Source organism: Candidatus Magnetaquiglobus chichijimensis (genome assembly GCF_045865675.1).
Taxonomy (GTDB): Bacteria; Pseudomonadota; Magnetococcia; order Magnetococcales; family Magnetaquicoccaceae; genus Magnetaquiglobus; species Magnetaquiglobus chichijimensis.
On sequence record NZ_BAAFGK010000004.1, the window covers coordinates 747,351 to 769,626 of the forward strand.

Sequence of the window (22,276 nt, forward strand, 5' to 3'; positions counted from 1 at the left end):
GCGAAAAATCGCTTATCGTGAAAAGCGCGCGAACAGACAAAAGCCAAAAGAAAAAACCGCGCGCTTGCACGATTTTTCGCAGAAAACGCGAAAAATCGCTTATCGTGAAAAGCGCGCGAACAACAAAGCCAATGTCAAAAAGGAACCATCAGAAACAAGGTCAAAATCAAGGTCGCGGGGCGCTGCCCCGCCCCCGCCGGGGGCCTTCGGCCCCCCGTCCCCCGCAACGGTGTCACTCTTGGCTCTGCATCAGTGCGAAAAATGACCCAACGCCGCCCTCAAATTCGCCTCGGCATCGATGAGAAAATTGGCGCGCACCACCACCTTCTCCGCCGCCATCAACCCCTCGAGAATCTCCACATACCCGCCACCCTTGGCTCCGGCACGCACCATACGCGGCTCATACAACCCCTCGCCACGCTCCACCAACACCACCTGACGCGCCCCACTATCCAACAACGCCGAATCCGGCACCGAAATCGATTCCTCACCCAACATGACCTGCAATCGCAACGTGGCCTGCAACGCCGGTCGCAACTGCCCGTCCGGATTGGCCAACTCCACCCGTACCTTGGCAGTGCGCGTTTCCGGGGAGAGCATCGGTTGAATGAAGGCGATCCTGCCGGTGAAACTCTTGCCAGGCAGGGCGTTCAAAATCACCTCCACCTCCTGCCCCTCCCGCACGAACGGAAGATCCTGCTCGAACACGTCCGCCAACACCCACACCACCGACAGATCGGCAATGCGATACAACATCTCGCCAGGCATGAAACGCATCCCCTGCACGGCACTCTTCTCGATCACCACCCCGGAAACCGGCGAAGGAATGGTCACGGTGCGGGTGGCAACCCGCTTCTCGGCCAACTGCCGAATCCGACTCGCGGGCCAATCCCAGTTGCCAAGCCGGGCCAAGGCTCCCTCGGCCAGATCGTCGGCAGTGCGCCGGGTTTCGGCATCCGCCTGCTTCAACGCCTCGCTGGCACGCAACGCCGCCAGATACTCCTGCTGGGCCTGCAACACGACCGGGGCATAGACCTCCATGAGCGGTTGACCGCTCTTGACCTTCTGACCGGTGACATCGGCATGCAACTTCTCGATCCACCCCTCATACTTCAGCGTAACCACCCGCAAGCGGCGCTCGTCCACACTCACCGCACCCACGGCACGAACCTCGCGACTCAAGAAACGCTTCGTGGCGACCTCGGTCTTGACGCCCAACTTTTGCACCTTGTCCAGATTGATGCGGACCGCGCCCGATCCGGCATCCCCGGCCATCTCATCCTCGTAGACCGGGATGTAGTCCATGCCCATCGAATCTTTCTTGGGGGTGGGCGAGATGTCCGGCTGACCCATGGGATTGCGATAATAAAGGATTTTTCGCTCGGCATCGCCCGCTTCGACCAGGAATGACGATGCCAGCATCGCAACCAACACCACCCACCAGACCACCCTCATGAACGACTTTCGTCCGGATCCGGCCCTGTTCATAAATCTCCTCCCACCAACCGCTCGATTTCGGCCAGACGAACCTGCTGATCGAATTGCGCCTTGAGCCGCTCGATCTGGAATTTTTTCAACCGCTGCACCGCGTCCAACACCATGCTTGCCTCGGTGATGCCGGTCTCGTACCCCTTCAAGGAGGAGCGCACCGCCACCCGCGCCTGGGGCAACAACACCTCATCGGCGCTCTTTTCCACCAGCCTGGCCTCCTCGAGGCTCAACAACGCCTCGCGCAGACTTGACTCGAGCTGCAAGCGGGCCGCGTTCCAACGCTCTTGCGCCGCCCCTGTTTTCGCCTCGGCCTCCCGCTCCCCAGCCCGACGCCAACCGGTCACCACAGGCAGATTGAGGTTCAGCATGGCCTCGAAACCGTCCTTCATCCCCTCGTCCTTGCGATCCACCAGACCAAAACCCAACTCAAAATCCGGCAGCCAGTTCTTGCCGGCCAGCCGCTTCTCACCCTGGGCGCCCTCCAGACGGGCTTGACTCATCTTCAAACCCGGATTGGACCCCATCGCCCGCTCCAAAAGCGGGACGAATCGCAACGCCTCCTCCGCAGGGATCGGACGCATCTGGGGATGCTCGACCAGGGGGGCGTCCGGAGAGCGGTTCACCAACGCATTCAACCGGGCGCGAATCCGATGACGCTCCTTCTCCATGCGCGCCAACTCCGCACTCATCGCCCCACGTTCCGCCTCGGCGGAAGTGGCCTCGGACTGACCGCCCATCCCCTGGGCATACCGCACCCGCGCCAATTCCACCAACGCGCGCATCACCTGAATCAACTCCGAGGTGGCATCCATGGAGAGATGGACCCGGTGATAGTCGGCATAAGCGCTCTTGACGCGCATCACCACCTCGGCCATCCGCTCCTGCAACTGTCCCTCGGCCTCCCGATGACCGGCCTCGGCGATCTCCCGTTTCGTTTGACGCTTGCCCCAGCCCGGAACCTCTTGAATCAGAGTGTATTTGTAAATGGCCGTGCGGCTCGGCCAGCCGGCATCGTTCCGGGAGATGTCGTCGAAGGTGATCTGAAACTTCGGATCCGGCCAACCGTCCGATCCATCCACCCGCGCCCTGGCGGCATCACGCTCCAGGGATGCGGCGGCCAACTCCGGATTCATGCGCCGGGCCAACTCCAACAGTTCGCCGACCGACGCCCCCACCGGGGGCACCTCACCCGCCCAAACGGTCTCCAATGCGCCAATCAGCATCGTCACCGCGCATAATGCGATCGAAACAGCTCTCATGGCATGAAACCGTCCCCAAGGTGTCGAATCAAAATTCCCTTGCACGCCCCCCAATCCGGATGATCGGGGACCGAAAAACTCTCCAGATGCGCCGGGACCAGCGCGCCGGCGCGATTTTTCACGTCGCGGGCGCCGGTCGGCGCGCCTGCCCATTCCCCTGGAATGAGATCGATCAACGAGACGAACCCGTCCCCCGGATGTTCGATCCCCCAATGGCGGTGCGCCGGACGATTGGCCATCCTGATCCGTTCCTCCCCATCGACCACCACCACCGCATCGGGAATGCCGTCAATAAGCTCCAACAGCCAGGATTTGAAACAACGCGCTCCGGTCAGGGTCTCTTCGGTGCGTCGGGCGATCAACAGAATCTCCAGGTTGACCGCCAACTGCTGGGTCATCTCCAGAATTTCACGCAGATGCGCCCCGAACGTGGCATCCAGGGAAGCCAGTTCCAGCACCCCGAGCAGCCGTTCGCCACGCAGGACCGGCAGGATCAGCAACGAGCGCGGCGACACCGAACCAAGCCCGGACTGGATCTTCCAGAACCCCTCCTCGGGGAGATTGAAGGCCATCGGTTGATGGTCGATCGCGCACTGCCCCAACCACCCCTCGCCGGGACGAATCGATTCGGGAGCCTGATCATCGCCAAACCGACCCACCCGCGTCAAACCGGCCTCGGCGCCTTCTCCCTCCAGAATATACAGGGTGGCCTGATGCACGGAAAAGAATTGACTCAACTGACCGAACCAGCTGCGGCTCAGGCTTTCCAGATCCCGGGCCTGCTGCAAGGTGACGGCGAATTCGGCATGTCGGCTCCTGGTGCGCGCCTCGACCACCAGTTTCTCTGCGGCTTCGTGGGTCTTGGCCATCGCCTCCCGCTTGGCACGCGACTCGCGCATGGCGCGCAACCCCATGAACAGCAAGGCAAACACCCCGAAGCCGGCCAGAAAGACCACCAACAGGCTCTCTTCCAAGGGCGTGGCGCTCTCCAGATCGCCGAGCAGCACCAACGACCAATCGCCGGCGGGATCGTTCCAACGCACCGGCGCCATCGCGCGGGCATGGCGCCTTTCGCCGAGGATCATCTCCTCCCGATAAACATCGAATGGCAGAGAGTGGGGAACATTGCCCTTTTCGTAACTCTTGCCGAACTGGTTGAGTTTGGCGATCTCCTCCAGCTGACGCGGGGTGGGATCCCCGTTAAGCCGGAAAAGCCAATCCTTTTCGGTGGTCGCGAAGACCACCCCTTGCGGGGAGAGCAGCAGGGAGAGGGTGCCCGGCACGGCAATCTTCTGATCCAGATAGTCTCCCAACAGCTTGATCACCACCACGCCGATGATCGTCCCTTGCCGGATGGTGCCGGTATAAATGGCATCTGCGACATAAAGGCCACGTTCGAGAGTCTTGGAACCGACTGCGGCATAGACGTTCTCATTGCCGGCCATGGCTTGTTGCCAATAGGGTCGGAACTTGATGTTCTTGCCCACGCTCGATTCGTGATCGCTCTCGTGGACCACGATCTTGCCCTCGTTGTTCATCACGTATACCCCGTCGGCATCGAGCATCAGCCGCGCCACCTTCATGCGCGCCAGCCCCTCCGGGTCGTTTTGCGAACGTTTTCCGGTCACCAACTCCTTGAGAATCGGTTCGTTGAGCCCCAGCAGGGAGGTCACGCCCATGGCCTGTCCCCGCATGGTCTCGAGTTCCAGACCGATCGCCTCGCGTTGCGCCTTGCCATCGAGCTGGTTGCGGTAGTCCCGTTCCATCACCGAACGGAACAGATGGCCAGCCAACATGCCGCTCGCCACCGCCACGAGCAGAATCAGCAGGATGGCGATCCGTCCGTGATTCAACAACCAGTGGGAAAGGACGCGCATGGTCTAGACCTCCACCTGGCAGGCGGCGAGAGACTCCTGGAGCGCGGCCAGCGCGTCCTCGAATTCGTAAGCCCGCAAGGCCTTGTCGATGCGACTCCAGTTCGCGCCGCAGGCGGATTGAAACAACGACGCCTCCCCGCTCCAGATCTCCTCGGCCTCGCTGCCGAAGTCGGCCAGCACTCTGGCCAGTTTCCGGCCCACGATCGCGAGTCGTTCCCGATCGATCGCCGCGGCAACCGGCGGGGTCGGCGACGACTCCTCGGGCAGGGCACGCCGAAGACCCTCGATCATGGCACGCAGCGGAGGCTCGATCGCCTCGAGAAGCGCTTCAATAGCCTCCCGTTCGGCGTGATTGCGAATCGCCGACTCGATCCCGCCGGCCTGCTCCTGCAAGCCGCTCGCGCCGATGTTCCCCGAGGATCCCTTGAGGGTATGGGCCTCCCGTTCGGCGGTGATCCAGTCGTCGGCGTCCAGCGAGGCGCGAATCCGGGCGAGCACATCGGCCTGTCCGGCCAGATACTTGCGCAGCATGGAGAGATAGAGGGGTGTCTTGCCCACCACCCGTTTGAGTCCGAGGTTGACATCCAGCCCGTCAATGTCACGCGGGATGCCGTCCGCTTCGGCGGGCTGGAGCGGCGTGGTGGGGGAGACCGGCGCGGTCGGGAGCGGAGCAGGAGAGACCGGCGCGGTCGCAAGCGGAGCGGGGGAGACCGGCGCGGTCGGGAGCGGAGCAGGAGAGACCGGCGCGGTCGCAAGCGGAGCGGGGGAGACCGGCGCGGTCGGGAGCGGAGCGGGGATCGGTTGTGGCGTCACGGCAGGAGCCGCGACCGCCTGTCTCGGAGGAATCCACTTGAGCAGCGCGCGCCACAAGACGTCCGGATCGATCGGCTTGGCGACGTGATCGTTCATCCCCGCCGCCGAGCAGCGTTCCCGATCCTGTTGCATGGCGTTGGCGGTCATGGCCAGAATCGGCAGCCCGGCGAGATCGGGAATCTTGCGAATCTCCATGGTCGCGGTCACCCCATCCATCACCGGCATCTGCATATCCATCAACACGACATCGTAGCGATGCCGTTGCACCATCTCGACCGCGATCCGGCCATTGTCCGCCAACTCCACCACAAAACCGGCATCCTCCAGGATCCCCTTGGCCACCTCCTGGTTGAGATCGTTGTCCTCCACCACCAGAATCCGCGCTCCGGCAATCGTGGCCAGATCGTTGGCCGCATCGCTCGGCTCACCGGCATGCCGCTCCGCATCCTCGGGGTCGTTCCGCTCCCCCCCCAGAAGTCGCATCACGCAATCCAGCAGCATCGAGGCATTGACCGGCTTGATCAACACCTCGCCGATGCCGGCATCCTCGGCATCCTTCAACACCTCTTCGCGTCCGTAGGCGGTGACCAGCGAGAGACGCGGCATGCGCCGCAAGACCAATTCCTGAATCCGTTCCGCCGTCTCGGCGCCGTTCAACACCGGCATGCGCCAATCCAGAAACACGATCTCGAACGGCGTACCGCGTCCATCCGCCACCCGGATGGCGTCGATCGCCTGATAGCCCCCTTCCACCCCCTCGACCACAAAGCCCATTCCACCCAACAGATCCATCAACACCACGCGGGCATTGTCGTTGTCGTCCACCACCAGCACGCGTCGTCCGCGCAGGTCCGGACAGGGCACCAGCAACCGCTCGGACCTCTGCCCCTTGCCGAGTCGGGCCGTGAACCAGAAGGTCGATCCCACCCCCACCTGGGACTCCACCCCCACTTCGCCCCCCATCAGCGCGGCCAGATTCCGGGAGATGGCCAGTCCCAGACCGGTGCCGCCGAATTTGCGCGTGGTCGAGGCATCCGCCTGACTGAAACTCTGGAACAGCCGTCCCATCTGCTCCTGGGTGAGGCCGATGCCGGTGTCGCGCACGCCAAAGCGCATCAGAACATCCCTGGAACGCTCCTCCAGCTTGCGCACCACGATGGTGATCTCGCCGCGGTCGGTGAATTTGACCGCGTTGTTGCAGTAGTTGATCAGAATCTGTCCCAGACGCAACGGATCGCCGATCAGGGCGTCCGGGACATCCTGGGCCACGTCGAAGATCAGCTCCAACCCTTTGGAACTGCTCTTCTCGCCGATCAGATTGGTGACGTTATCGAGCACCCTGGTCAGCTCGAAGGGGGTCTGTTCGATGGAGAGCTTCCCGGCCTCGATCTTGGAGAAATCGAGAATATCGTTGATGATCCCCAACAGATGCTGGCCGGACTGCCAGATCTTTTGAATCTGATCGCGCTGCCGGGTGGTCAGATCGGTTTTCAGCACCAGGTGCGACATGCCGATGATCGCGTTCATCGGCGTGCGGATCTCATGGCTCATGTTGGCCAGAAAATCGCTCTTGGTGCGTGCCGCGTCGTCGGCCAGCCGCTTGGCCTCCTGCAAGACCCGTTCGACCTCTTTCTGCTGGCTGATGTCCCGCAGGGAGAGACAGATGTTGACGCCGCGATCGTCATCGACCGCCAGACGCGAAATGCCGACCTGCACCGGGAACAGACCATCATCCCGACGCCTGCCGGCCCGTTCGCCGTCCCCCGCGCCACGCCAGAAGGGTTGGGCCTTGGGATCCTCCTCGGGACCGAGCGGCAGGAGCGTCTCCACCCCCAGACCGTCCAACGCGCCCCGGGCATAGCCGAACATCGCCTCGGCACGGGCATTGGCCAGGATGATCCGACCCTGGCCATCGACCACCAGCAATCCATCCGGGGCCGATTCCACGATCCCCTTGAACCACCGTTCCGTGGCCGCGATCACCCGTTGCTGGGCTTCGAGCTTCTCGGCCTGGGTCAGCAGTTGCGTGGTCTGCTCCTGGGTGGCCTGCAACAGACGCTGGGTGCGCGCGGTGCGCTCCAGGATCTCCAGATTCATCGCCACGATCGGCAACAGCGCTTCGAGCAGAGCCTGTTCCCGCTCGTCGAACCCCTGGAAATTGGCCAGCTCCACCACGCCCATCAACCGATCGGCGCTCAACACCGGCAACAGCATGATCATCCTGGGCGGGGTTTCGGTCAGCGCACCGCCCACGAGGATGTAATCGACCGGCGGGTCGTGAATGATCAGAGGGGTCCGCTCCAGCGCGCACTGTCCCACCAGGCTCTCGCCGATCGCAAAGACCCGCGACAACTCCTTGCGCTCCCGGAAGGCGTGACTGGCCAACAGACGCAGATGTCTGGACTCCTCGTCGTGGATGTAGAACACCCCGTGTCCGATTCTTAAGATCGGCGCGAGCTGAGACAAGAAGCGCCGCGCCAGGACCGTGAAGTTTCCGGATCCCTGCAACTCCGCCGAAATGCGTGCCTGGTGCCCTTTGATCCACTGTTCATTGGCGATCTGACGCGCCATGACGCTGTAGGCGCCCAGAGAATTGGCCAATTCCCGCACCTCGGTGGCCGCCGTCCCGAAATGAACCGATGGGGCGTGTCCGCCGGAGAGCATCGCCTGCACCAGTTCGTTCAGTTGTGCCAGGGGCAGGATGATCGAACGACGGTAGTAGATCCCCAGCACGCCAATGATCAGCACCAGATTCGTCACCCCCAGCCCGAGACAGAGCTGCCAGACGATGCTGATCTGGTCATCGATGAGATAGAGTGTCCTGTACAGACGAGAACCGACCCGATCCCGGAACTGTTCGATGGGGGCATGGACATTGTGGAGAACCCGCTGATAGGTATCGTCAAACACCTGTTTCATCGCGGCTTCCTTCTGACCCTGATTCATCAGGGTGAAGGCCTTGGACTCCAGATCGATGAGCTGATCCGAATGGCTTTTGGCCTGGGCGATCCAGCTGATCTCCTCGATGGAGAGCTTCATGGCCATCAGGGCGGCCTCGGCCTTTTCGCGGGTCCGGTTATGCCGCACCTCGCGCCAATACTCCTCCTCTTCGAGGGTATCCCCGGTGGCGGTGAACACCCGGACGTGCATGGTCATCTTTTTGGAAGCCACGATCAACGCATCGGCCTGATGCAAGGCCGACTCCCGCAACAGAGCGATCCGGTCGCGCTCCTTGGAGAGATCCCACAGGTAGACCAGACTGGCGGTGTTCAACAAGGCGATCACCAGGTAGATGCCGATCATCATCCGATTGGCCAGTTGAATGCGCATGCCGCTCACCCCGCCGACCCGGATTCGGAGTCACCGGACCGCGCCGGACCGGGCGCGGTGGTTTCGCTCTCCTCGAAGGTCACCACCGCGCCGATGATCCGCCCATCCCGTTCGATCGCGGTGCAGGCGTAATCGACCAGCAACGGGGTCCGGTCGCGACGTCGGCAGCGTACCTCCTGCCGGGTACGCGGGCGACCATCGCGCAGGGTCCGATCGATCGGCGTCTCGCCGGAGGCAGGATGCTCCTCGGCGCTGGCATGGAACAGATCGACGATCGCCAGGCCGATCGCCGAATTTTCGGGCATGGCGAACATGGCCAGGGCCGACCGGTTGATGAAGATGATCCGACCTGTGGCATCCACCCCCAGGATGCCCCCTTCGACCGCGCCCAGAATCTGCCGGCTCCACTCCTCGGCGGCGGTGGCCTGGGCCAGCAGTTCCGCGGTGCGCTCGGCGCGCAACAGGATGTCCAGACTCATGGCCACCGTGGGTTGCAACTCACCCAGCAGGGCATGATCCTCGTCGGTCAGTGGGCGAAACATGGCCAACTCCAGCACCGCGAAGAGCCGACCGGCATGCATCACCGGTTGCAGCAGGATGGTGCCCGGCACGCTGTCCCCGAGCCCGGAGCGGATGTGGAAATAGCTTCTGCCCGGCCTGTCGAGGGTGAACGGACGTCGTTCCAGGGCACACTGCCTCAGCAGCGCGCCAACGGGACGGGCCGTCTCCTCCGGCGTGCCGCCGATTCCCGCGTAACGGGCCAGGGGAACGAGTCGTTGTTCCGCTTCGTTCCAGAGGCAGATGAGTCCGAGTCCCAGATTCAGGGGCGCGGCCAGCGACGACAGAAGCGTCTGGCCCAGCTCCAGGGGGGTGTGCGCCTGTTGCAGACGGGTGACAATCTCGCCGACCAGAACGCTCCGGGCGGTCAATTGCCGCTGACGGGCATGGTTGGACTCAAGCTCCGCGAAGGCCCGCAGAAGCGGTTTGCGGACACGACTCACCAGAGCGCGCGCAGCCAGCATGGCGGTCAGGGCAATGGCCCCCATCACCCCCAGCAAAACCGACAACAGATGGCCCGAGATCACCCGGCTTTCGCTTTCCGGGGCAAAGGTCGCCACCCGGAATTTCTGTTGATGCACCATGAAGGGGTGCAGGCCGACCAGCCAGGCCTCTTCCTGTCCGACGATCTCGGGAGGGATCCGGAAGGTTTCGCGATCGTCGCTGTTCGCGGCCAGCCGCAGGGCTTCGGCCAGGACCGGCAGACCGATCTTACCGGATTCGCGCAGCACGGACTGAAGCACGACGTCGCGATTCGCGAAACGCTCCTCGCCCGGCAGACCCAGCACCTTGCCGTCCGCGGCCAGCAGGGCCACGTATCCCCGCTTGCCGAAGCGCATCCGGGTGGTCATGCGCGACATGTCGTTGAGCAGCACATCGAAGGCCACCACGAAACGCTGGCCGCTGGCCCGATCCGACCAGCTGGTGGAGGCGGTGATGCCGGGTTCCCTGGTGGTGGCGAAGATGTAGGGCTCGGTCCAGTGAACCTGATCCTCCGGGGTGGACAAGGCGCCGGCGAACCAGGGGCGTTTGCGCATGTCGTAATCCTGTTCGCGCCACTCCTCTCCGGCGGGAGTGCGGGAATTTTGCCAGGTAAGCCACTGGTGACGCCTGGGATTCCTGTTCAGATCGGAGAGCCGGTTCTTCCATCCTTCCGGACTCTTGAGCAGCATGGTCTCCCGTGCCCCATCGCCGGCCAGATGAAAGCTGCTGATCAGTCCGTGACTCTGAATAATCGGGATGAGCAGACCATTGAGGCCGGGTGTGTCATCCAGGCTGATCCGTCCATCCCTGGCCAGATCGCGAATCGACAGCAGCAGGGCATCGATCTGCTCGGCCATGGCCGCGAACTCCCGTGTCACCCGATCCGCAACGACCTGCTGATGCAAAAAAGCGTTGGTTTCGGCGAGCGGACGGGCCTGAAGCCAGTAGAACGGCATGATCCCCCCGAGGGCGGCGATCAGCACGAGCATGGGGACCGATCTGCCGAGTCGCGCCAACAGGGCAGGGACAAAACCGGCATCAAAACGCGACTTCTGCCCCACCTCCCCAGACTCGGAGGGGAGGGGGTCAACCGATGCGGGGATGGGGGATGGCATGGTCACGGGGCGATATCCGCAGGAGGTGTGTCGGCGAATCGCGCCCGGATGGCGAGGATATCCGGGAGCAGTGACCGGAACAAAGGCGCCAGCCGTGGATCGAAATGGATGCCGGCCTGGGATTCGATGTAGTAGAGCGCATCCTCGATCTCCCAGGCCGGTTTGTAGGGACGCTCCGCGGTCAAGGCATCGAAGACATCGGCAATCGCCACGATCCGGCCCACCAGGGGGATCGACTCCCCCGCGAGTCCCTCGGGATAGCCGCTGCCATCCCACTTTTCGTGGTGGGTCAGGGCCAGGATGCGCGCGGTCTTGAGCAGGTCGTCGTCGTGTTCCCCGATGATCGCGCCCCCCATCTCCGGATGACGCTTCATGATCGCCCACTCGTCGCCTTCGAGTCGGCCCTTTTTGAGCAACACATGGTCCGGAATGCCGATTTTGCCGACGTCGTGGAGCTGAGCGGCGTTGAAGAGCAGTTCGGCGCTCTCCTCGCCCATGCCGGCGGCCCGTCCGAGCAGACGGGCGAAGTGGCTCATGCGCATGACATGATGGCCGGTTTCGTTGTCCTTGAACTCCGCCGCCCGACCCAGACGCATGATGATCTCCCGGCGGGTGCGTTCCAGGTCGGCGGTCCGCTCGGCCACCAGTCGTTCCAACTCGAGGGTCTGGTCCCGCAACGCCAGATGGGTCTTGATCCGCGCCAGCACGATCGTGGGTCGGATCGGCTTGGTCAGATAATCGACCGCGCCCAGTTCCAGCCCGATCCGTTCGTCCTCCAGTTCGTCGAGGGCCGTGATGAAGATCACCGGAATCCGGCGGGTATCCGGGTTCTCCTTGAGACGACGGCACACCTCGTAACCATCCATGCCCGGCATCATGATATCCAGGAGGATCAAATCGGGCGGATTGGGGGAAGCGGCGATGCGCAAGGCGATCGCTCCCTGGGTGGCGACGCGGGTGCGGTACGGGGGGGTGAGCATCTCGGTCAACACGGTGATGTTGTCCGGGATGTCGTCCACCAGCAGGATGGTCCGCGGCAGAGGGGCGTGCGTGGACATGGGCTATCTTGGTAGAGGGATCACAACTTGATTTGGCAATTTTGGGCGATTTCCCGCAATTTGTCCAGAGCATCCTCGAACTCGTATTGATCGATCAACCGCTTGAGACGATCCGCCTCCCGATGCATGCCCATGGCGCCCAATTTTTCGGAGATTCCCAACACCTTGCCGCTGGCCGTTGAGTCGTACTCTCCGAGCAGGACGGCCAATTCGCTCATTCCGGTGGCCAACTCCTCCCGATCCACCGTGACCGACGCGGACGCCAAAGGGGGGGACGGGGGAGAAGGAGGGGGGCCGTTTTCCTCCATCGCCGCATCGATGGCGCGCACAATGCGGGTCAACTCCGTATCCAGGGCAGCGCGCGCCTCGACGACCCCCTCCAGTTCCCCGCCTTTTTTCAGGATCTCTTCGACCTCACGGCTCCTCTCGACCAGATCGGTGGCGCCGATATTGGCGGCCAACCCCTTGAGCGTATGGGTTTCGCGAATGGCGATGATCAACTCCCGATCCTTGAGCGCGGCATCCAGACGGGTGACGAACGAGGCCTGCGTTTCACGGAATCGGACGATCATCTTGCGCAACAGGTTGTGACTGCCTCCCATGCGCTTGAGGGCCTGGGCGGTATCCACGCCGGGCAGATGGGGAACCGTGGGCGCGGCGGGCGGCGGGGTGGGCGCAAGCGACGGAGGTTCGACCGGGGACGGGGGCATGTCTTGCCGTTCGCTCCGGATCCAGCGCGCCAGGGTGACGAAGAGTTGCGACACATCCAGCGGCTTGGCGATGTGGTCGTTCATGCCGCACGCCAGACACTTCTCGCGATCCTCGACCATGGCGTTGGCGGTCATGGCCAGAATCGGCAGATCCGCGAATCTGGGATTGGCGCGGATCCGGCGCGTGGCCTCGTACCCATCCATCACCGGCATCTGGCAATCCATCAACACCCCGTCGAAGCTCCCCTGGTCGAGCCTGGTCAGGGCCTCGGCGCCATTGACCGCCACTTCGACGCGGATTCCGGCCAGTTGCAGCAACTCCAGGGCCAGCTCCCGATTGACCGGGTGATCCTCCACCAACAACAGATGCCGGCCCATCAGAGCGGAGCGAGCCGCTTCCGGAATCTCCCCGTCGGGTTGGAAATTGGCGGGCTCCGCCCTACAGGTCACATGCCGGAGCCCGAATCGGGCGGTGAAATGGAAGGTGCTGCCCACACCCGGCTCGCTCTCCACGCCGATTTCGCCATCCATGAGTTCCACCAGCCGTTTGCTGATGCTCAATCCCAGTCCGGTGCCGCCGTATCGGCGCGAGGTGGAGCCATCCCCCTGGGAGAAGGCCTCGAACAGCCTGCCGATCTGCTCCCGGCTCAAGCCGATGCCGGTATCGGTGATCGCGAACCGCAACCGCACATGGTCATCTTCGTCGGCGATACGGCTCGCGGCCACCAACACCCGACCCTTTTCGGTGAACTTGATGGCATTGTTGACCAGATTGGTCAACACCTGTCCCAACCGCATCCCATCGCCGATCAGGGCATCCGGCACCGTGGAGGGGATCCGGAACACCAGGTCCAACCCCTTGTCACGGGCCTTGAGCAGCGAGATGTCGTTGACATGATCCAGCACCACCTTGAGCGAGAAGTCGGCCTGCTCCACGTTCATCTTGCCGGCCTCGATCTTGGAGAAGTCGAGAATGTCGTTGATGATCCCCAACAGATTCTTGGCCGCGCCCTCCACCTTCTGGATGTGGTTGCGCTGCTTGTCGTTCAGTTCGGTGCGCAACACCAGATGGGTCATGCCGATGATGGCGTTCATCGGGGTGCGGATTTCATGGCTCATGTTGGCCAGAAAGTCGCTCTTGGCCTTGGCCGCCGCCTGGGCCTTGCCCATGGCCACGGTCAACTCGCGGGTACGCTCATCGACCAGCTCCTCCAGATGCTCCTTGTAGGCCTCCAGTTCCACCCGCGACCGCTCCGCATCCTCGGCCAGACTCAAGGCCGCCAGACGCTGCTGAAACAGCTCGTCGGTGGACGGCTCCGCGGATTCTGGCAGGTCATCCTGTTCCGGGGATTGGAACATCGGCTCCCGTCCGCGCTCCTTGGCCATGGCGTTGACCAGATACTTCAACTCGATGATGCGCTGTTCGCGCCCCAGGGCCAACCGGTTGAACCGCTCCACATCGGCCATCCGATCCCGCAACGCCAGATTCTCGCGCAGCTTCTCCTCGACCTGCTTGCGTTCGGTGATGTCGCGGCTGATCCCCAGAATCCCCAACAACTGTCCATGTTCGTTCCAGAACGGGGTGCGAACCTCCTCCAGAAGAACCCGGCGCCCATCCGGATAGACCACCCACTCTTCGTCGGTCTGGGGCTTGAGATCCGCCAGGGTGGCCTGCTCCCTGGCACGGAACCGGTCGGCGATCTCGGGTTCGAGCAGTTCGTGGTCCGTGCGTTCGATGATCCGATCCACCGGTTTGCCGACCCGCGCCGCGAAGGCCTCGTTGCAATCCAGATAGACCCCTTCCGGATTCTTGTACCAGATCGGATCCGGGATCGCGTTGATCAGCGCCCGCATGGTGGCACGCTGCCGTTCGATCTCCAGGGTGGTGAGCATGGTATCGGTGATGTCCTGGGTCACGCCGTACATGTCGGTGGGATCCCCGGAGGGTCCGCGCACCAGATGACCGATGGTGTGCAACCAGGCCACGCGGCCATCGCTCGGACGCTTGTAGGCGTAAACCGCGTCGAAACGGGGCACGCGTCCGGCCAAGGCATCCTGAAAGTTGCTCCAGGTGGTCTCTGCGGCCATCCGGTTGCCGGCCTGGACGTTGGCGAACCACTCTTCGACCCAGCGGTAACGCCACCCCTCGCGCGGCGGATCGCCGTAGATGCGCGCGGTCCGCTCCGAGGCGTTGTAGTGCCCCAACTCATCGAGAGGCAACGGCAGATGCCAGTGACCGGCCTTGGTCAGATCGAGCGCGTTTTCACTCAGGTAGTTGGCCAGGGCCAACTTCTCCTCGGCCTGCTTGCGTTCGGTGATATCCTCCTTGACCGCCACGAAATGGGTGATCCGGTCGTTTTCGTCCCGGATCGGCGAGATCGATGCCTGTTCCACGAACAGCTCACCGTTCTTCTTGCGGTTGAAGATTTCGCCCCGCCAGACCTGCCCGGAGTGGATCGTGGACCAGAGATGGCGGTAGTATGCCCGATCCTGGATGCTGGCGTTGAGAATGTTCGGCGACCGCCCGATGGCCTCCTGGGCGGAGAATCCGCTGACACGGGTGAACTGGGGATTGACGTATTCGATGATCCCGGCAGGATTGGTGATGATCACGCTCACCGGACTGTTCTCCACCGCATTGGACAGGGTGAGCAGCCTTTTTTGCTCCCGCATGCGCGCCGAGATGTCGCGAAACACCGTCACCCCGCCGATCAGCACCGCCTCGCGCCACATGGGCACGGCGGTGTATTCGACGAAGAAACCGGAGCCATCCTTGCGCCAGAACATCTCGCCATCGACGTGACAGGTCTCTCCCTCCCGATAGGAGCGGGCCAGACGGCACTCCCCGGCAGGATAGGCCGTGCCATCGATACGGGTGTGGTGGATGGTTTCGTGGAGCGGAGCATTGGCCAACTCCTCTTCGGTGAATCCCAGCATGGCCAGCGCGGCGGGGTTGACGAAGGTGATCCGACCCGACCGATCCATGCCGATGATGCCATCGGTCACCGAGGTAAGCAGCAACCGGCTGCGCGCCTCGGACTCGGTGAGGGCATCCTCCATGGCCCGGCGTTGGGTGATGTCCTGAATCGTCCCCACCACCCGCGTCGGCGTTCCCCACCGGTCATCCTTGTCCATCACCGCGCCACGGGCCAGCAGGAGCCGTTCCCCGCCATCCTGGGTCATGGCGCGGAACTCCACCTCGTAACGGGTGGTTTCACCGTTCAGGATGGCGCGATCCATCTCCCGCACCCTGGGCCGGTCATCGGGATGGATGTTGGCGATCCACTCATCCCGGGAGATCACCCCGGCGGGAGGAAACCCGAGCATTTTCTCTCCACGGCTGTTGACGCGCATGATCCTGGTGCGTGGATCCAGATCCCACACCCCGAGTTCGCCACCGGCCAGGGCGGCGTTCAGGCTCGCCTCGATCTCGCGCCGCTGCCGCACCTCCCGTTTCAGACGTCGGTTCCAGAAAATGAAGGTGAGAAACAGCAGGACGATTCCGCCGACCGCAGGCCTGGCCCAGGCCAGAATGGTCGAGAGGTCGGTGCCGATTTCGATCCGGATGTTGAGCCAGGCGTTCTGGATGGCGTTGCGTTCGCGATCGCTCATCGCGGCCAGGGCCTTGTTGAGAATCGCCGCCAGCTCCGGTCGGTCCGCAGCCACGCCGAACCGCACCTCCTTGGTCAACTGGGTGTGCGCGGCCACCTTGAGATTGTTCAGGTCGCCCTTCTGGATCTCGTGCATGCTTTCGAAAAGATCCCCGACAAAGGCGTGGGCCTCTTCGTTGGAGACCTGTCGCAACCCTTCCGGCAGGGTCTCCGTGATCTCCAGCCGGATGGCAGGATGCTCCTTGAGCAGCTCCGCATGGGCACGGGAGCCGTTCACCACCCGTGTCTGCCGGTGGTGCAACCCCTCCAGTCTGCCGAGGAAAGGGGCATCCTGACGGGTGATGATCACCTGGGGAATGGCGAGCAGCGGATCGGTGACATGAAGTCCGGTGGGGATCTTCGACTGGCGGTCGATGAGCAGGGTGAGATCCGCGCCAGGGGATTTTCCAGAATCCGCGACCACCTCGAAGACGATGCCGAGCCGCTCGCCGATGGTTTTCAAGGTGTCGATGGCGATCCCCTGGAGCCGACCCTGTTCATCGGGATAGGCGATCGGCGGCCAGGGGGCGGGAATCGACACCTTGAGGGGACCGGGATGGTTGGCCAGCCAGTTCTTCTCCCCCTCGGTCAACAGGATGCTCTCCTGGGAGAGAGTCTCCACCTTAAGCTGGTGTTTGGCGTAGATCTCCGCCACCCGACCGGAGGTGGCCATGGATTGCAAGGTGGCGCTCAGGCCGTTGGCAAGTTCGGCGTTCCGGGAGAACTTCGAAAAGCCGTAATAGTTGTCCAGGACTTGAGAATGCCGGAAAAAGGCGTAGCCAAAGCCGGAAAAACCGAAGCCGGTCATGGCGCTCTCCAGCGCCCCCTGATCGAGGACCGCGAGGGTATCGACCCGTCCTTCGATCAGATCCCGGGCCAGGGCGTAATCGCTGCCGTCGGAGAGAACCTTCCGCAAGGAGGCGTCGCCATCGAAACGGGCAAAATAGGCGGTATCCTTCTTGATGCCGATCCGTTTTCCGACCAGATCCTCGTAATCGGTGACGCTCGCCTCGCGGCCCTTGGGGACCATGAAGAGGATATCCTTGCGCTGCGAGCTGACCGGTCCCAGGAACTGGACATACGGTTCCCGATCCGGGGTGCGGATCACGCGCGGCACCACATCCACGGTCCCTTTCTTCAGCCGTTCCAGACTCTCCGGAAAAGGGATGGCGTGCCATTCGACCTGCCAGCCGGAGCGGGCGGCGGCCTCGTCGAGCAGATCCTTCAAGGGACCGCTTAGAAACGCCCCATCGACGATCATCTCCGGCGGTCGATGGCGCAGATCGGCATGCAAGGTGCGCTCTTCGCCGGCCAGGCTCGCGGAGACAGGGAGAAACGATCCGATCAGGAGCCAGACCAGCATCAGCCAACCCGGTCCTCCCGTGATCCCATACCCCGTTCCGCGCCTGGAATTCATGCCGCGCGACCCGCCGCGTGTCCCGAAGACCAGGCCCATTGCAGATTGTACCCCCCGAGCCATCCGGTCACATCCAACACCTCGCCAACGAAAAAGAGTCCCGGCACCGTGCGACACCCCATGGTCACGGGATCGATGGCGCGGGTATCCACGCCACCGACCGTCACCTCGGCCCGTTCGAAACCGCCGGTGCCGATCGGCACGACGCGCCAATGATGGAATGTGTCGGCCAACTCCCGCAACACCTTGTCGCCGACTCCAGCCAATGGAACCTCCACCTCTGGCATCTCCATTTTCCGACATGCCAGTCGTTTAGGCAAGAAGCGTGACAATACGGTACGCGGCAACACCCTGGATTCGGTCTGTTTCGCCTTCAGAAGTCGTGCGGCCAGGTCGATTCCAGGGGCCAGATCGATATCGAGAGGCTCTCCGGGCAACCAATGGGAGGAGATCTGCAAAATGGCCGGACCGCTCAAACCCCGGTGGGTGAAAAGCAGATCATCGGCAAAGCGTGCCCGTGGGCTCGCGATCGAAACGGGCAGAGAGATGCCGCTCCAGTCGCGACAGGCTTCGAGCCACGGACCGTTGAAGTTCAGGGGACACAAACCGGGTCTCAAGGGGGTGATCTTGAGGCCGAACTGACGGGCGATGGCATGACCGAGACCGGTGGCGCCGAGCTTGGGCATGGATCGTCCGCCCAGGGCCACCACCAGGGCGGCGCCCCTCTCCGCGCCTTTGGCCGTGGTGACCACGAACCGTTCATCCACCCGTTCCACCTGGCGGATTTCAGTGCCGGGGACGATGGTCACCCGCGCGCGACGGCACTCCTCAAGAAGCACCGCGACGATGGTTTCGGCGGAGCCGTCGCAAAAGAGCTGGCCGGGGGCCTTCTCCCGATGCGCGACCCGGTGCCGGGCGAGCAGGGCCAGAAAATCGCGCGGGGTGTAGGCATTCAGGGCAGCGCGCGGAAAATCGGGATCGGTTCCCAGGTAGCGTTCCGGTTGGCTCTCCAGATGGGTGAAGTTGCAGCGTCCGCCACCCGAGACGCGGATCTTCTCGCCCGCGCGGCGGGCGTGGTCGAGAACCAGCACGCGGCGTCCGCGTTTTCCGGCTGTCGCGGCGCACATCAACCCCGAGGCGCCGGCGCCGAGGACGATCAGATCCCACTGGGATTGGTCAGTCACCGGGGGGACGATTCGATCCGCTCCGCGTCGATCAACAGGATCGGCGCGGGGTTCGGATCGCCTTCGGACAACAGCAGGGCCAGGGCGCGCGGGCCAGAGATGGCCAGACGCGCGGCCAGAAGGGGGGGCAGGGGATGGATATCGCCTCGGGAGAGGGCATGCAGGGTGACCGGTCCGCCCACCCGCCAGGTGACGATCGTACCGCCGCGCGCCACATCCAGAAGCCTGTGATCGGCGGTTGCATCCGGACGATCGAGCCCCAGGAGGGGTTCGATGGGGGTGACCTCCGACTCGGATCCGGGGGCGATGGGACGGCAGGCGCGCACCTGACCCGCCGGCAGGGCCATGGGATGACCACCCGCCAGAAAGCGCACCACATCCAGGGTGGCGGCATCGTTCATCCGAGTCCACGCGCGTAGGCGGCAAGCAGCAGGACCAGATCGAGCAGGGTCACCGCCCGCTCGTCGTGGCGGGTCACGCCGACGGCCAAACTCCGCCACGCCTCGGGCAGGGTGACAGGCAGAGGCTGGATGGCGCTTTGCGGCAGATCGAGCAGATCCACCACCCGATCGACGCGAATGCCGCTGGTGATCCCGTCGCCACGACCGATGAGAATCGTCGAGGCGCGTCCCGGTTCCTCCCTCCCTTCCGGCAATTGCAACAGCGCGTGGGGACGTATCACGGTTTCGATATCCCCGCGCACGTTGATCACCCCTTCCATGCTGGGCGGACATCCGGGCACGAAGAAGACCCGCGCACGGGCGAGAATCTCGCGCACCCGCTCCCCCTGGAACCCGAAACGCTCTCCGGCCAGCTCGAAGATCACCCACTTGCTTGTCTCCTCGTCCACGGAGACGATGGCGTCACGGGAGGGGCGGGGTTGGGCGAGCATCTCATCCAGGGTGGGTTGCATGCGAAACGGTCCTCGGATCTCTGCGACAGTTGGGGGCATCGTCGGTCAATCCACCTCCACACGGTTGCGACCGTGATGCTTGGCCAGATACAACGCCCGATCCGCCGCCTCGCGCAAGGTCTCCAGACAACTGTGTTGGGTGAGGCTGGCGACACCGGCGGAAAAGGTGCATGAAAAACTCCCCTGGGCCGATTGAAAGACCAGCTTGCCGAAATCAAGCCGCAGATCATCGATCAAACGTGCCGCCCGTTCCAACGAGACATCCTGAAGGATGACCGCGAACTCCTCGCCGCCGTACCGTCCCACCACGTCGGAATTGCGCAACCGTTGTTGAAGAACCCGCGAAAGAGCCATGATCACCTGATCGCCCATCGGATGACCATGGGTGTCGTTGACCAGCTTGAAATGGTCGATGTCGATCATCGAGAAACAGAGCGTGGCATCGGTGCGCTGGGCGCTGGCGATGGCGTTGTCCAAGAGTTGCGAGGTGGTGGTGTGGTTGAACAGCCCGGTCAGGCTGTCGCGGGTCATCAGGGAGCGCAACGTGCGCATCCGTTCGGCGCGCACCGCCACGGCGGTGATCAGATCCGCAGGCTGGACCGGCTTGGTCAAGAAACCTTCCGCGCCGATGCGCATGGCCGAATCCTGCTTCTTGCGATCGGTCTCGCCAGACAGAAAAACGATCGGCAACCCGACGTAATCGGGAATCTGCCGGATCAGCCGCGCCAAGTCGCGACCGTTGCAGGCGGGCATGTACATGTCCATCAGCACCAGATCGGAACGAAACTCGCGCAACTCCTCCAGGATGCGCCCCGGATCGTGCAGACAGCGGGTCACCATCCCCGCCCCCTCGAGGATCAGGGCGTGATACGCGCCGATCTCCGGTTCGTCATCGACCACCAGGATCCGGAACGGATCGGTCTGACGGGGCGTGGTCAGCTCATCCAGGGAGGAGACCAGTTCCAAGGTGCGCGCCGGCTTGAGAAAATAGGCATCCCCGCCAGCGCGCACCGCATCCAGGCGCGCGCTGAAATCGGTGCGTGAGGAGAGGAAAATGGTCGGAATTTCCCGTCCGATCTCCTGTTGCAGCGCGAACACCGCTTCGGTGCCGGCATCGTGTCCGGAAGGGAACATGATGTCCATGATCACCGCGTCGGGCGGATGGTTCATGACCGCGTTCCGAAGGGAACGGGTATCGACGAAGGTCACGGCCTTGAAACCGAAACAGCGCAGCTGCATGGAGAGCTGGTCGAGCATCAACTTGTCGTCATCGCAGACGTAAACCACCCGTCCGCGCCGCTCCAAACCATCCTCGTCGCTCTCGCCCGCCACGGGACATTGACACTCCAACGCGGGAGGCAAAGTCTGTCGCTGGGTGTTGCCGATCTCCCCGGCCATGGAGGAGAGCAGGTTCAGATACTCCTCGAGTTGTTCCAGCCACGCCTCGGGAGACATTGCATCCTCCCCGGCATCGTGACGCGTGACCCACGCCTCACCCTGGGCGGCGACCACCCCCAACTCCTTGAGACCAAACGAACGTCCGGTGCCTTTGATGCCATGAAAAAAGCGGTGCAACTCCTCGCGCGCGCCGGGGTCATCCGGGCGCCTTTTCAGGGTTTCCACGCTTCCCCGCGCCTGGGCGATCCGTTCCGGCAACTGATCGACAAACCCCGCCCGCAGCCGGTTGATCCGCTCTTGCACCGATGACAGTCCCTTTCCCATCAAATCATCCAACTTTCCAGGCTGTTTTACCGTGGAACTCCCGAAGGGGGAGGTCCATGGTACGGGGGGTGAGGGGATCTCCCCCCCCATCATGCAAAGGATCATGGAACTCCCGAAGGGGGAGGTCCATGGTACGGGGGGTGAGGGGATCTCCCCCCATCATGCAAAGGATCATGGAACTCCCGAAGGGGGAGGTCCATGGTACGGGGGGATGAAGGGATCTCCCCCCCATCATGCAAAGGATCATGGAACTCCCGAAGGGGAGGTCCATGGTACGGGGGTGAGGGGATCCCCCATCATGCAAGCTATCAAGCGTTTGTCGCTAAAGCTCGCGGCGGCGCGCCCGCACCTCGTCGATCACCCTGGAGAGACTCTCTTCCAGGGTGAAGTCCTTGGTGATGCACCCATCCAGACGCGGTTCTTTGGCCAGGGGGCCTTCCGGATCATCCCCGGTGAGCAGGATGAAGGGACGATCGTCCCCGCGCTCCCGCAACTCCCGAAACAGATCGATCCCGGAGAGCAGCGGCATATTCATGTCGCTGATGATCATCGCGAATTCACCACCCGTGTCAAGCGCCCGCAAGGCATCCAGACCATTTTCCACCCATTCCACCTCGTGCCCCAACCCCTCGAGTACCGCCAGGGACATCTCCCCGGCCACCGGATCGTCATCCACCACCAGAATGCGCATGTCCC

The 22,276-nt window shown here is 63.2% G+C and carries 12 protein-coding genes; all 12 read right to left on the reverse strand.

Annotation, left to right across the window (positions count from 1 at the left end):
• Nucleotides 1-249: 249 nt before the first annotated feature.
• The 12 genes from ACOY6C_RS07520 to ACOY6C_RS07575 all read right to left on the reverse strand — a co-directional run bounded on the left by ACOY6C_RS07520 (nt 250) and on the right by ACOY6C_RS07575 (nt 22,271).
• A complete protein-coding gene (locus ACOY6C_RS07520) occupies nt 250-1,488 on the reverse strand; it encodes an efflux RND transporter periplasmic adaptor subunit (protein WP_420904862.1) in 1,239 nt (412 codons plus the stop codon).
• Nucleotides 1,485-2,750, reverse strand: a complete 1,266-nt coding sequence (locus ACOY6C_RS07525; protein WP_420904863.1) for a TolC family protein — start codon at nt 2,748-2,750, stop codon at nt 1,485-1,487. The genes ACOY6C_RS07520 and ACOY6C_RS07525 overlap by 4 nt, the downstream gene beginning before the upstream one ends.
• On the reverse strand, nt 2,747-4,627 hold the full coding sequence (locus tag ACOY6C_RS07530) for a GAF domain-containing protein (RefSeq protein WP_420904864.1): 1,881 nt from the start codon (nt 4,625-4,627) through the stop codon (nt 2,747-2,749). The genes ACOY6C_RS07525 and ACOY6C_RS07530 overlap by 4 nt, the downstream gene beginning before the upstream one ends.
• A 3-nt stretch (nt 4,628-4,630) precedes the next feature.
• Nucleotides 4,631-8,770, reverse strand: coding sequence for a response regulator (locus ACOY6C_RS07535; protein WP_420904865.1), 4,140 nt, complete (start codon nt 8,768-8,770; stop codon nt 4,631-4,633).
• Between the two features lie 5 nt (nt 8,771-8,775).
• A complete protein-coding gene (locus tag ACOY6C_RS07540) occupies nt 8,776-10,926 on the reverse strand; it encodes a PAS domain-containing protein (protein ID WP_420906101.1) in 2,151 nt (716 codons plus the stop codon).
• Between the two features lie 2 nt (nt 10,927-10,928).
• Entirely contained in the window at nt 10,929-11,984 is a 1,056-nt protein-coding gene (locus ACOY6C_RS07545; protein WP_420904866.1) for an HD domain-containing phosphohydrolase, read from the reverse strand.
• Nucleotides 11,985-12,004: 20 nt separating this feature from the next.
• The gene (locus tag ACOY6C_RS07550) at nt 12,005-17,707 is read right to left on the reverse strand and encodes a PAS domain S-box protein (protein WP_420904867.1); all 5,703 of its coding nucleotides are present in this window, start codon (nt 17,705-17,707) and stop codon (nt 12,005-12,007) included.
• 50 nt (nt 17,708-17,757) lie between these two features.
• Nucleotides 17,758-18,945 carry a BaiN/RdsA family NAD(P)/FAD-dependent oxidoreductase gene (locus tag ACOY6C_RS07555; RefSeq protein ID WP_420904868.1) on the reverse strand — a complete coding sequence of 396 codons (1,188 nt, stop codon included), beginning with the start codon at nt 18,943-18,945 and terminating at the stop codon, nt 17,758-17,760.
• Complete coding sequence (locus tag ACOY6C_RS07560; protein ID WP_420904869.1) at nt 18,942-19,346, reverse strand: hypothetical protein; 405 nt, start codon at nt 19,344-19,346, stop codon at nt 18,942-18,944. The genes ACOY6C_RS07555 and ACOY6C_RS07560 overlap by 4 nt, the downstream gene beginning before the upstream one ends.
• Nucleotides 19,343-19,858: a chemotaxis protein CheW gene (locus tag ACOY6C_RS07565; RefSeq protein ID WP_420904870.1), complete on the reverse strand. Its 516-nt coding sequence runs from the start codon at nt 19,856-19,858 to the stop codon at nt 19,343-19,345. Before ACOY6C_RS07565 ends, ACOY6C_RS07560 begins: the two co-directional genes overlap by 4 nt.
• Before the next feature lie 45 nt (nt 19,859-19,903).
• Nucleotides 19,904-21,580: a GGDEF domain-containing response regulator gene (locus tag ACOY6C_RS07570; RefSeq protein ID WP_420904871.1), complete on the reverse strand. Its 1,677-nt coding sequence runs from the start codon at nt 21,578-21,580 to the stop codon at nt 19,904-19,906.
• A 322-nt stretch (nt 21,581-21,902) separates the two neighbouring features.
• Entirely contained in the window at nt 21,903-22,271 is a 369-nt protein-coding gene (locus tag ACOY6C_RS07575) for a response regulator (RefSeq protein ID WP_420904872.1), read from the reverse strand.
• Between the last annotated feature and the right edge of the window lie 5 nt (nt 22,272-22,276).

Coding starts and splice junctions, on each gene's coding strand:
- ACOY6C_RS07520 (WP_420904862.1), bottom strand. CDS start 1,488: ATGAACAGGGCCGGATCCGGACGAAAGTCGTTCATGAGGGTGGTCTGG.
- ACOY6C_RS07525 (WP_420904863.1), bottom strand. CDS start 2,750: ATGAGAGCTGTTTCGATCGCATTATGCGCGGTGACGATGCTGATTGGC.
- ACOY6C_RS07530 (WP_420904864.1), bottom strand. CDS start 4,627: ATGCGCGTCCTTTCCCACTGGTTGTTGAATCACGGACGGATCGCCATC.
- ACOY6C_RS07535 (WP_420904865.1), bottom strand. CDS start 8,770: ATGCGCATTCAACTGGCCAATCGGATGATGATCGGCATCTACCTGGTG.
- ACOY6C_RS07540 (WP_420906101.1), bottom strand. CDS start 10,926: ATGCCATCCCCCATCCCCGCATCGGTTGACCCCCTCCCCTCCGAGTCT.
- ACOY6C_RS07545 (WP_420904866.1), bottom strand. CDS start 11,984: ATGTCCACGCACGCCCCTCTGCCGCGGACCATCCTGCTGGTGGACGAC.
- ACOY6C_RS07550 (WP_420904867.1), bottom strand. CDS start 17,707: ATGCTGGTCTGGCTCCTGATCGGATCGTTTCTCCCTGTCTCCGCGAGC.
- ACOY6C_RS07560 (WP_420904869.1), bottom strand. CDS start 19,346: ATGAACGATGCCGCCACCCTGGATGTGGTGCGCTTTCTGGCGGGTGGT.
- ACOY6C_RS07565 (WP_420904870.1), bottom strand. CDS start 19,858: ATGCAACCCACCCTGGATGAGATGCTCGCCCAACCCCGCCCCTCCCGT.
- ACOY6C_RS07570 (WP_420904871.1), bottom strand. CDS start 21,580: ATGGGAAAGGGACTGTCATCGGTGCAAGAGCGGATCAACCGGCTGCGG.
- ACOY6C_RS07575 (WP_420904872.1), bottom strand. CDS start 22,271: ATGCGCATTCTGGTGGTGGATGACGATCCGGTGGCCGGGGAGATGTCC.